This is a genomic window from Candidatus Magnetaquiglobus sp. (assembly GCF_058402785.1).
The window spans coordinates 1-10,410 of record NZ_JBZVFG010000074.1; the positions used below are offsets into that span (position 1 = coordinate 1).

Annotated in this window: 10 protein-coding genes; 4 read left to right on the forward strand and 6 right to left on the reverse strand. The window is 62.1% G+C overall.

Going from position 1 to position 10,410, the window contains the following annotated elements:
* Positions 1-230: 230 nt before the first annotated feature.
* From ACV4UY_RS15885 to ACV4UY_RS15905, 5 genes are all read right to left on the reverse strand, one after another.
* Positions 231-476 (reverse strand): hypothetical protein, encoded by a 246-nt coding sequence (locus ACV4UY_RS15885; protein ID WP_491608537.1) that lies wholly within the window; start codon positions 474-476, stop codon positions 231-233.
* Positions 473-1,564 carry a DegT/DnrJ/EryC1/StrS family aminotransferase gene (locus tag ACV4UY_RS15890; RefSeq protein ID WP_491608538.1) on the reverse strand — a complete coding sequence of 364 codons (1,092 nt, stop codon included), beginning with the start codon at positions 1,562-1,564 and terminating at the stop codon, positions 473-475. Before ACV4UY_RS15890 ends, ACV4UY_RS15885 begins: the two co-directional genes overlap by 4 nt.
* A gap of 29 nt (positions 1,565-1,593) precedes the next feature.
* Positions 1,594-2,847: a diaminopimelate decarboxylase gene (gene lysA / locus ACV4UY_RS15895; RefSeq protein ID WP_491608539.1), complete on the reverse strand. Its 1,254-nt coding sequence runs from the start codon at positions 2,845-2,847 to the stop codon at positions 1,594-1,596.
* A 5-nt stretch (positions 2,848-2,852) separates the two neighbouring features.
* Positions 2,853-3,023 (reverse strand): LPS translocon maturation chaperone LptM, encoded by a 171-nt coding sequence (lptM, locus tag ACV4UY_RS15900; RefSeq protein ID WP_491608540.1) that lies wholly within the window; start codon positions 3,021-3,023, stop codon positions 2,853-2,855.
* A gap of 591 nt (positions 3,024-3,614) precedes the next feature.
* Positions 3,615-4,016 carry a c-type cytochrome gene (locus ACV4UY_RS15905; RefSeq protein WP_491608541.1) on the reverse strand — a complete coding sequence of 134 codons (402 nt, stop codon included), beginning with the start codon at positions 4,014-4,016 and terminating at the stop codon, positions 3,615-3,617.
* 334 nt (positions 4,017-4,350) lie between these two features.
* On the opposite strand from ACV4UY_RS15905, the gene priA reads away from it, so the two are divergent.
* From priA to ACV4UY_RS15925, 4 genes are all read left to right on the forward strand, one after another.
* Positions 4,351-6,555, forward strand: a complete 2,205-nt coding sequence (priA, locus tag ACV4UY_RS15910; protein WP_491608542.1) for a replication restart helicase PriA — start codon at positions 4,351-4,353, stop codon at positions 6,553-6,555.
* Between the two features lie 160 nt (positions 6,556-6,715).
* Positions 6,716-7,531, forward strand: a complete 816-nt coding sequence (locus tag ACV4UY_RS15915) for a biotin--[acetyl-CoA-carboxylase] ligase (RefSeq protein WP_491608543.1) — start codon at positions 6,716-6,718, stop codon at positions 7,529-7,531.
* Position 7,532: 1 nt separating this feature from the next.
* Positions 7,533-8,300: a type III pantothenate kinase gene (locus ACV4UY_RS15920; protein WP_491608544.1), complete on the forward strand. Its 768-nt coding sequence runs from the start codon at positions 7,533-7,535 to the stop codon at positions 8,298-8,300.
* Positions 8,301-8,311: 11 nt separating this feature from the next.
* Positions 8,312-9,133 carry an SPOR domain-containing protein gene (locus tag ACV4UY_RS15925; protein ID WP_491608545.1) on the forward strand — a complete coding sequence of 274 codons (822 nt, stop codon included), beginning with the start codon at positions 8,312-8,314 and terminating at the stop codon, positions 9,131-9,133.
* A gap of 371 nt (positions 9,134-9,504) precedes the next feature.
* Here ACV4UY_RS15925 and ACV4UY_RS15930 read toward each other — a convergent pair whose 3' ends face one another.
* A complete protein-coding gene (locus ACV4UY_RS15930; protein ID WP_420906148.1) occupies positions 9,505-10,167 on the reverse strand; it encodes a TSCPD domain-containing protein in 663 nt (220 codons plus the stop codon).
* Between the last annotated feature and the right edge of the window lie 243 nt (positions 10,168-10,410).

A 10,410-nucleotide genomic window follows, 5' to 3' on the forward strand; every position in this document is an offset into this window, starting at 1 on the left:
TCACCTCCTGCGAGACAGGATATGGATCAAATTATTGAATGTCAACACGCCCTAGAGCGCGCCAAAAACAAAATCAAAAGCCAAACCTCGGAGACTCCGTCTCCGAACCTCTGCCGGGGACCTTGCGGTCCCCGGTCCCCGGCAATGGTGGGGAGCGTGAATGGTGGTTACCAGTCGGGAAAACGCCGCTCCCACGCAAAGGCGGTCATCCTTGCCAACTGATGCACCCTCTACCCGAACCTTTCCACCTTCCGACCCAACGCCTTGCGAATGGCCGCCACATGACAGCGACAGTGGGTCTCATCCACCGGCGGCAACCCTTCGTTCTCCATGCGACAGAAATCGGTGTGATCCCCCGTGCCGTGCGGAATGCTTCGCAATACCTGACGAAGCAGGTGCACCTCGGCCTCGGTGCGCGCCAGTCGTCGTCGCGCCTCGGCCAACTCCAGCAGGGGATCCTCCGGTGGTTGACTCATGCCACGGCGCTCAAGACCGCTTGCGCGACCGTTTCTTGCTGTTCGACGGTCAGGTAGGGATGCATCGGCAGGGAGAGCACCTCGTTGGCGGCCAGCGTGGCGTTCGGGAACGCCTCCCTGACATGGCCGAGACCGGCGAACACCGCCTGATGGTGCAGGGGGATCGGATAGTGGACCGCGGTGGGAATGCCGGCCTGGGCGAGGGTGGCGCGCACCTGGTCACGTCCGGCAATGCGGATCGTGTATTGGGCAAAGACGCTCACGTTCTCCGGGCGGATCACCGGAATGCGCACCTTGCCGCCCAACAGCGCGGCATAACGGGCGGCCACCTGCTGACGGGCCTGGATCTCGCCTTCGAAACAGGGAAGCTTGGCAAGCAGGATCGCGGCCTGGATCGAGTCCAACCGACCGTTGATGCCCAACACCGCATGTTGATACTGGGCGATCTGTCCATGTTCGCGGATCACCCGCAGTTGCTGGGCCAGTTCGGCATCGCGGGTGAAGGCCATGCCGCCGTCGCCGTAGCAGCCAAGGGGCTTGGCCGGAAAGAACGAGGTGGCCGCGGCGGTGGTCATGGAACAGGAGCGACGACCCTTGTTGGCGGCTCCGAACGATTGGCAGGCATCCTCCAACACCCACAGATCGTGCGCGGCGGCGATGGCGTTGATGGCATCCAGATCGGCGCACTGTCCGAAAATGCTCACCGGCATGATCGCCTTGGTGCGCGGGGTGATGGCGGCTTCGATGCGGTTGGGATCGATGTTCAGGGTATCGGGTTCCACATCGACGAAGAGCGGTTTGGCGCCGGTCAGGGCAATGGTCTCGGCAGTGGCGATGAAGGTGAACGGGGTGGTGATCACCTCGTCGCCCGGACCGATTCCCTTGGCCATCAGGATGGCCAGCAGGGCATCGGTGCCGGAGGAAAAGCCTACCGCGTGGTCACAGCCGACAAAGGCGGCCAGGGCGGTTTCCAGTTCCTTGACCTGGGGACCGTTGATGTAGCGCGAGGAGTCGAGCACCGCCTGGATCGCCTGGTTGATCGGATCGCGCATGGCGCGGTATTGGGTTTGCAGATCGATGAATTCCATGGTTTAAAACTCGCTTCCCCCCGTGTTGGTTAAACGAATGGAACTTCGTGCTCCATCAACTGTTCGATGGTTTCGCGTGGACGTACCACGGCGAAACGGTCCTGATGCACCATCACCTCGGCGGCGCGCGGTCGCGAGTTGTAGTTGCTGCTCATCGAGAATCCATAGGCGCCGGCGGAACGCACCGCCAGCAACTCGCCGGCGTGGAACTCCGGCAGCATGCGATCTCTGGCGAGGAAGTCGCCGGATTCGCAGATCGGACCCACCACATCGGCCAGGATCTCCTCACGGTCGAAACGGCGGGTCACCGGCAGAATGGTGTGATGGGCATCGTAGAGAGCCGGACGGAGCAGATCGTTCATGCCGGCATCGGTGATGATGAACCGCTTCTCCTCGCCGGATTTGACGTATTCAACCCGAGCCACCAGAATGCCGGCATTGCCGACGATCACCCGTCCCGGTTCTAAAATCAGCACCACGTCCAGCCCGGCGATTTCGTGCAGCAGGGCCTCGGCGTAGCGCTCCGGGTGGGGCGGGGTCTGTTGGGTGTCGTAGGGGATCCCCAGACCGCCGCCCAGGTCCAGATAACGGATGGCGATCCCCTGCTGGCGCAGTCGGAGCAACAGGGCCTTGACCCGTTTCAGGGCATCGACGAACGGTTCCAGGGTGGTGAGCTGCGAGCCGATGTGGCAGTCGAGTCCGATCGGTTGAACGTGTTCCAGGGTGGCGGCCAGTCGGTAGAGTTCTTCGGCCTGTTGATGCGGAATGCCGAATTTGTTGCGTTTGAGTCCGGTGGAGATGTAAGGATGGGTGGCCGGATCCACGTCCGGATTGATGCGCAGGGCGATCGGCGCCCGGAGCCCCATCTGACCGGCCAGGGCGTTGATGCGCAGAAGTTCCGGTTGGCTCTCCACGTTGAACATCAAAACCCGATGTTCGAGGGCGGCGCGGATTTCGGCTTCGGTTTTTCCGACCCCCGAGAACACCACCAGCTGGCCCGGACAGCCGACCCGTTTGACCCGTGCCAGTTCGCCGCCGGAAACGATGTCGAAGCCCGCGCCGCGTTTGGCCAGGGTATCGAGTACCGCCAGGGTGGCGTTGGCCTTGACCGAGTAGCAGATCAGGTGTTCGATGTTGGAAAAGGCGTCGCGGAATACGTCGAAATGGCGTTCCAGGGTGGCGCGCGAGTAGCAGTAGAACGGGGTTCCGACGTGCTCGGCGATCTGGTCGAGGGGCACCTGTTCGCAGTGGAGACGGTGATCGAGGTAGCGGAAATGATCCATGGCGTTCAGACGGTCCGGGTCGGGGGGGTCGGGTTGGGGAGCAGGGAGGTTTTCTGCTCTTTTTCCTTTTTGCCGGGAAGATAAAGCTCTCCCTTGTGGCCGCAACCGGTGGCGAGGATGCCGACGGCGATCAGCAGGACGAACAGCGGAACATGGCGCGCAAAGGGTCGGAGCATGCCGGATCTCTTCCAGAAAAGGGGGTATCGACAAAAACGCGCCATCCGCGACAGGGATGGCTGATGCGTTACCATGGAACTCCCGTCAGGGAGGTCCATGGTCGGGGGTGAGGGGGTTTTCCCCCCATCATGCCAGTTCCTTTAAACCGCACCCATCACGGGATGCGTCGTTCCATGATCAAGGGTCCAGGGGGGATTATCCCCCTGGTGGGATCCAAGGGCAAAGCCCTTGGGACGTTGTTTTTGACTGGAGCGCGATCTTCTCAAAGAAGCCTTTTTCGCCTCTTTTGCGAAAAATGCGCCGCGCGCAGCCTTCGCGGGAGTCGTTTCCGTTTTTTGGAAACGACTCCCGTATTTTGCACGCAGCCTTAGCAAGAAACGACGCATCCCGAAATGTTGTGCGGTTTAATCCACGGACTTCCATTTTGCCACTCTTGGAGTGTGGATTTCAACGGTACACATGCGCATGACTGGAGATCCCCCCTCTCGGTGGAATGCGCATGCAGGCGTGCCACGAAAAAAAACGGGCCGAAAGTTGAATTCGGCCCGTTTTTTTTCGTGAAGTCCCGGTTGGTCAGACCGGCATGGAGATTACTTGACGCCCAGGAATTCGAGCAGGTCGGTGCGCTCGGTGGCATCCTTCATGCCCGGGAAGGTCATTTTGGTCTTCGGGAACATGCCCTTCGGACTTTCGAGGAACTTTTGCAGGTTGGCGGAATCCCACTTCACGCCGGTGAAGCCATCGGAATATTTGAAGCCGGCTTCGGTGCCCGCGTCGCGGCCCGCGAGGGCGGAGAGGTTCGGACCGATCTTCTTTTCGCCCGGCTTGTTGGAGTGGCAGACCACGCAGTTTTTCTTGAAGGAAGCCTCACCCTTGGCCGCGTCGGCGGAAGCGGTGTTGGCGACCAGGAAAGAGGCGATGCCCAGGCTGGCGACGAGCAGAGAATATTTCATGGAGGTACCTTTTTTGTCTTGGGGTGGTTTACGAATCAACCGCGCATGCGGTGTGTTGCATTAAAAAATTCACTTCTTTTTCCTCAATATGAAGCGCGGTGAATATTAGAGCTTCGGCATGAAGATGTCAAGGCGGGGGTGAGCGAAAGTCTCATTTTGCAATGCTTTGCGATTAGTATTAACGTTTGTGAATCTCGGTTATTCACGTCTGGATTCGGGCTCGGATCGTGTATTTAGAGTCCGCATGGGGCCATGTCGTTTTCGGGACGATATTGACTTGCATCCCCAGGACGTGTTGACATGGGATCGGGAATCCACTCCCGGCGCGGAGTATCCTGACATCCATCATCCCCGATCCACGATTTGAACCACGATGCCCTTTGCCCAGGTCGCCCTGCCGATTCCCAAGCGTACCCTGTTCACCTATGCGATTCCGGACCATCTGGTCGTGGAGCCGGGATCGGTGGTGTTGGTGCCGGTGGGGCGTGGTCATCGCACCGGCGTGGTGTGGGAGATCGTCGAGCAGCCGGCCTGGCGGGACGGGACCATCCTCGACATCGTGGCCAGTCATGGCGATCTGCCGTTGTTGGGTGCCGATCTGCTGTTCCTGCTGGACTGGATGAGCCGCTACTACCTGGCATCGATCGGCACGGTGGCCGCCGCCGCCCTGCCGGGCGAGATCGCTTTCCAGAGTCGGATCCGGGTCCGCTGGATCGGTGGCGCGGAGGAGCCGCCGGATCTTCCCGAGCGTCTGCGACCGCTGGCCGAACGGATCCGAAAACGCAAGGAGGGGTTGAGTCTGGAGACCCTGGCCGAAGCGTTCGGTCGTCAGGCGCTGGTCGCCCCGTTGCGGGCCCTGGTCGAGCGCGGTCTGGTCAGCCGCGAGACCCTCTGGCATGCGCCGTTCCCGGATCTCAAGCCTTCCGTGTCGGCCACGTCGGCGCGCGCTCCGCGTCTCGATCTGACCGACGAACAGCAGCACTGCGTGGATCGGTTTCACGATGCCCTGTCGAACAAAACCTTTGCTCCCTTTCTCCTGGAGGGGGTGACCGGCAGCGGCAAGACCGAGCTTTATCTGCGTGCCATCGAGCGGTGTCTGGAGCTTGGGCGTCAGGCTTTGGTGTTGGTGCCGGAGATTTCGTTGACCGCGCAGATGATCCAGCGGTTGCAACTGCGTTTCGCCGACACTCTGGCCGTGTTGCACTCCGGGCTGACCGCCGCCCAACGGCCCAGGGAGTGGTGGCGAATCCGGCGTGGTCTGGCCCGTGTCGCGGTGGGCGCGCGCAGCGCCCTGTTCGCCCCCTTCGCCGATCTGGGTCTGGTGATCGTCGATGAGGAGCACGACCCCTCCTACAAACAGGAGGGGAGTCTCCCCTATCAGGCCCGCGACATGGCGGCGGTTCGGGCCAGACAGTGCGGCGCGGTGTTGATTCTCGGCACGGCCACCCCGTCGCTCGAATCCCTCGCCAATGTCCAGGCGGGTCGCTATCGCCATCTGCGTCTCACCCGTCGTGCCGGAGGCGGCGCCCCGCCCCGCGTGGAGGCGATCCACCTCGGCGATCCGGAACTGCGGCGCCAGATGGGCAAGGATGGTCTGATCGCCCCCCCGTTGCGACAGGCCATGGCCGAGACCCTGGCCGCGGGTCGGCAGGTGCTGCTGTTTTTGAACCGGCGCGGCTTCGCTCCCTCCCTGCTCTGTTACCGGTGTGGACAGGCGATCTCCTGTCCGCACTGCTCGGTCACCCTCACCCTGCACAAGAACCGTTCCCGGCTCCTGTGCCACTACTGCGATTACAGCCGCGATCCCATGGACATCTGTCCGTCGTGTGGCCAGTTGAGTCTCTATCATTTCGGTCCCGGCACCCAGCGTTTGGAGGAGGAGACCCGCGCGTATTTCCCCGAAGCGCGCATCGCCCGGCTGGATCGGGATGCGGTCTCGGCCAGCGCCCATCTTCTCGACGAGACCCTGGAGGCGTTTCGCGATCAGCGGCTCGACATTCTGGTGGGCACGCAGATGGTCTCCAAGGGACATCACTTCCCCGGTCTGGCGCTGGTGGGGGTGGTGCAGGCGGAAACCACCCTGCATCAACCCGATTTTCGTGCCGCGGAGCGCACCCATCAACTGCTTGTCCAGGTGGCCGGGCGTGCCGGTCGCGAAAGCCGGGATGGGCGGGCGTTGGTGCAGACCCTGGATCCGGAGCATCATGCCGTGGCCGCAGCCTTGGGGAAGCTGGATGATTTCGTGGCCCTGGAGATGGAATTCCGGCGTCAGGCCGGCTATCCGCCCTTTCGGCGCCTGGCGTTGTTGCGCATTTCATCCGGCATGCAGGCCGATGGGGAGGGGTATTGTCGCGTGTTGCGGGCGGCGTTGCCCGAACATGGCGACGTGCTGTTCCTGGGCCCGGCGCCGGCGCCGTTGTTCAAGTTGCGCAACCGGCACCGGTGGCAGTTGTTGATCAAGGAGCGGGAGGGGGGGCGGTTGCATCGGGCGTTGCCGGGATTGATGAACCTGGCGGAGCGGTTGGCCGGGCCCAGGATCCGGTTGGAGATCGATGTGGATCCGCAGATGTTCTTGTAGCGCTCTCCGGGAGGGCGCCGGGCAGTCCGACACGCCCGCTCGCAATCGGAATCAGGTGCCAGAACGGATATTCTTTGCCAAATCCAAAACGATTGATGTAGCTTTCCCCGTGGCCTTGTTTCCATGGCCGTGAATCTCTTGAGTCGCCACTCTGGTTGATATGCCCACCGATTTCAACGGCCTGGCCCCGGCCTCCATCGCGTCCCGCTTGACCGGACCCCTGTTCACCCCGGAGCGCTACCATTTCCATCCTCATCTCGACTCCACCAACCGCCACGCCCTCGATCTGGCCCGTGCCGGCGCGCCGGAAGGAACCGTGGTGGTCGCCGACGCGCAAAGCCAGGGTCGGGGTCGTCTCGGTCGCGTCTGGTCCTCGCCTCCCGGCGAGAATCTCTACTTCACCCTGATCATGCGCCCCGAAATCCCGGTTGCCCATGCGCCACGCCTGACATTGGTGGCCGGACTGGCGACACTTGATGCCGTTCGGGAGGCCGGCGTCACGGAGGCGCGCCTGAAATGGCCCAACGATATCCTGGTCCGGGGTCGCAAACTGGCCGGCATTCTCACCGAAATGGCCACCGAGGGGGATCGGGTGCGCCATGTGGCGATCGGGGTGGGGGTGAACGTCAATGGACGGGCGGAACGGTTCCCCCCCGAGGTGGCGGCGCGCGCCGTCACCATGGCCGATATCTTGCAAAATTCCATCGAACGGGGCATTGTGTTGGCAAGGCTGTTGTCGGCCTGGGAAGCGTGGTATCGTCTGTTTCTGAGCGACGGGTTCGCGCCGATCCGACTGGCGTGGCGCGAACGGGCCCTGCTGACCGGACAGAAGGGACGCATCGACACAGCCCAGGGAACCCGGTGGGTGGAACTGCTCGATCTGGACGAAGAGGGCTTTCTGCTGGCCCGCGACCGCGAGGATGGGGAACCATTTCGCGTGCTGGCCGGCGACGTGCTGCTGACGGGGTGGGATTGACATGCTTCTGGTGATCGACATCGGCAATACCAACATCGTTCTGGGGGTGTATCAAAAAGAACGGCTCACCCACCACTGGCGCATCAGTACCCGCGCCGGCGGTACCGCAGACGAGTATGGGATCTGGATGATCCAGCTGTTCCAACTGGCGGGCCTGGACCCCAGGGATCTCACCGGCGCCATCGCCGCCAGCGTGGTCCCGCCGGTGGAGGCCACCGTTCTGGGCGGGGTGAAACGTCATCTGCGCGTCTCCCCGCTGGTGGTCGGACCGGGCTTCAAAACCGGCATGGCGATTCGTTACGACAACCCGCGCGAGGTGGGCGCGGATCGCATCGTCAACGCGGTCGCTGCCTATCAGCGCATGCAGGCCGCCACGATCGTGGTCGATTTCGGCACCGCCACCACCTTCGATCTCATCGGTCCCCAGGGCGAATACATGGGTGGCGCCATCGCGCCGGGATTGGGGATCTCCATGGATGCCTTGTTCGAACGCACCGCCAAGCTGCCGCGCGTGGAGTGCGTGCGACCGGCGAGCGTGATCGGACGGGATACCGTGGGTGCGATGCAGGCCGGGATGTTCTGGGGTTATGTCGGGCTTGTCGATGGCCTGATCACGCGTATGATCGCCGAAGCGGGATTCACCCCGGTACGGGTGATGGCGACCGGTGGGCTGGCGCGTCTGATCGCGCGCGAGAGTGCGTTGATCGAGGAGGTGGATGAGTTCTTGACCTTGACCGGTCTTCGGATGTTGTACGAACGCAATCGTTGAGGGATCAAGCCGTGGCGCGCTCCTCTGAATTCAAGACAAGGGTCATGCCGTTGTTGGCCGTGGCTCTGTTGGCCGTGCTCAACCTGTTGGTGCAGGGGATGGGCATGATGGGCATGGGGTTCAAGACCCCGGACAATGCCGTTTGGCCAGGGCCGGTAATGCCGGAAAAGATCCTGGAGCTGCCTGATCCGGCCCATGCGCGGGTGATCAAGCAGGGGGATGCCCCGCCGCCGGTGGCCGAGAAGCCTCCGGAACCCAAGCCGGAACCCAAGCCGGAACCCAAGCCGGAGCCCAAGCCGGAACCCAAGCCGGAACCCGTGGTGGAAAAACATACGCCGATGCCGGCGGTCGCGGGTGAGCAGTTCATGGTGCAGGTCGGGAGTTTCACGGTGGAGATGGGGGTGGACTCCCTGGTCGAACGGTTGCGGAAGGAGGGGTTGTCGCCGCGGGTGGAGACGGTGCGGGAGCGGACCGGTTTGAACAACGTGCAGGTGGGACCGTTTGCCAAGCTTGATTTGGCCAAGGAGGCCGAGGCCCGGTTGAAATCCGGTGGGATCGCGGCCCGGGTCGAGGAGAGTTGGGAGGGGTTTGTGATCGTGCTTGGCAAGTCGTTGTTGTTGAGTCACGCGGTGGAGGAGATGGAGAAGGTCAAAAAGTTGGGGGTGACGCAGGTACGTCTGGTGAAGGTGGAAAGCGACATGACGGTCCGCAAGGTGTTGCTCGGGCCTTATGAGAGCAAGGAACGGGCGCGCAAGATGAGCGCGCGGGTGGCGGAGTTGGGGATTGCCTCGCCGGTGATCAAGACCTGGCCGCTGACCAATGCGTTGCCGTGATGGGAAGGTTTGCGGGCGGAGCGGGTCGATTGACCAATGCGTTGCCGTGATGGGAAGGTTTGCGGGCAGAGCGGGTCGATCGTTGCGTGGGTACGGGGTCGGTGGAAATCGGTTCCAGTCATCACGGCGGACGGGGGGCGAATCGCACGCGGAGGGATGGGGCGGCCTCCGGGCCATGTTCGCGGCATCGTTTCGCCAAAGGCGCGAAACAATGCCGCAGCCAAGGCGACGCGCGGCGATTTTTCGCCAAAGGCGCGAAAAATCGTCCTTTTGAAAAGCGCGCTAAAAAACTGCAGTCAAAAGCCAAACCTTGGAAGCTCTGCCTCCAAACCTCTGCCGGGGACCTTGCGGCCCCCGCGACGATTCGACCCTCACCCGCACTTGGAGTAGCCACACTCCAGACAGGTATCACACCCATCCAACCGGGTCACCGCCATCTGTCCACATTTGGGACACTGCCCGCTGCCCAACGCACCACTTTCGGCCACCGCCTGCCGTTTGGCGATCAACTCCGGCGAAAGCTCCGGTGGACTGAGCATGCCAATCTTGATCAGATGACGCTCGATGCACTCCCCGATCTCGGCCACCAGACTGGGCATGTATTTGCCACCCGGCTTGAAATAACCACCACGCGGATCAAAAACCGATCGCATCTCCTCGACCAGAAAAGTGGCATCCCCACCATGGCGGAACACCGCGGACATCACCCGGGTCAGGGCGACGATCCAGGCGAAGTTGTCCATGTTTTTGGAGTTGATGAAGATCTCGAACGGACGCCGCCGCCCTTGAACCACGATGTCGTTGATGGTCACATAAAAGGCATGCTCGAAGAGCGGGGTCTTGATCTTGTAGGTGCTCCCCTCCAGATCCTCGGGACGCCGCAACACCGGTTGCAACTGGATCACCTCGGCCAGGGTGCGGGGCGGAGAGGGCGCTTCCGGCGTGGAAAGGGTGGACGGGCTCTCCGTCGGTTCCTCGCCCTTTTTGGCCGCAACCTCGAATCCCACGATCTTGCTCTGAATCTTGACCGCCATGTTTGTTCACCCTCCTCGCGCCAAACCGCACCCAGCTTGGATGTGTAGTTTTTATTGGTGAAAAAAAAAGAGAAGGTCTGGGAGATTCCTCTCCCAGGGTTTTGATTTTGCCTTTGACTCTAGCGCGCTCTTCAAAAGAAACATTTTTCGCGGCCTTTTGCGAAAAATGCGCCGCGCGCAACCTTTGCGGGAGTCGTTTCCGTTTTTTGGAAACGACTCCCGTATTTTGCACGCAGCCTTGCG

What these genes read in the sequence shown, in the direction of transcription:
- ACV4UY_RS15890 (WP_491608538.1), bottom strand. Translation starts at nt 1,564, where the DNA reads ATGGAATTCATCGATCTGCAAACCCAATACCGCGCCATGCGCGATCCG.
- ACV4UY_RS15915 (WP_491608543.1), top strand. Translation starts at nt 6,716, where the DNA reads ATGCCCACCGATTTCAACGGCCTGGCCCCGGCCTCCATCGCGTCCCGC.
- lptM (WP_491608540.1), bottom strand. Translation starts at nt 3,023, where the DNA reads ATGCTCCGACCCTTTGCGCGCCATGTTCCGCTGTTCGTCCTGCTGATC.
- ACV4UY_RS15920 (WP_491608544.1), top strand. Translation starts at nt 7,533, where the DNA reads ATGCTTCTGGTGATCGACATCGGCAATACCAACATCGTTCTGGGGGTG.
- ACV4UY_RS15930 (WP_420906148.1), bottom strand. Translation starts at nt 10,167, where the DNA reads ATGGCGGTCAAGATTCAGAGCAAGATCGTGGGATTCGAGGTTGCGGCC.
- lysA (WP_491608539.1), bottom strand. Translation starts at nt 2,847, where the DNA reads ATGGATCATTTCCGCTACCTCGATCACCGTCTCCACTGCGAACAGGTG.
- ACV4UY_RS15885 (WP_491608537.1), bottom strand. Translation starts at nt 476, where the DNA reads ATGAGTCAACCACCGGAGGATCCCCTGCTGGAGTTGGCCGAGGCGCGA.
- priA (WP_491608542.1), top strand. Translation starts at nt 4,351, where the DNA reads ATGCCCTTTGCCCAGGTCGCCCTGCCGATTCCCAAGCGTACCCTGTTC.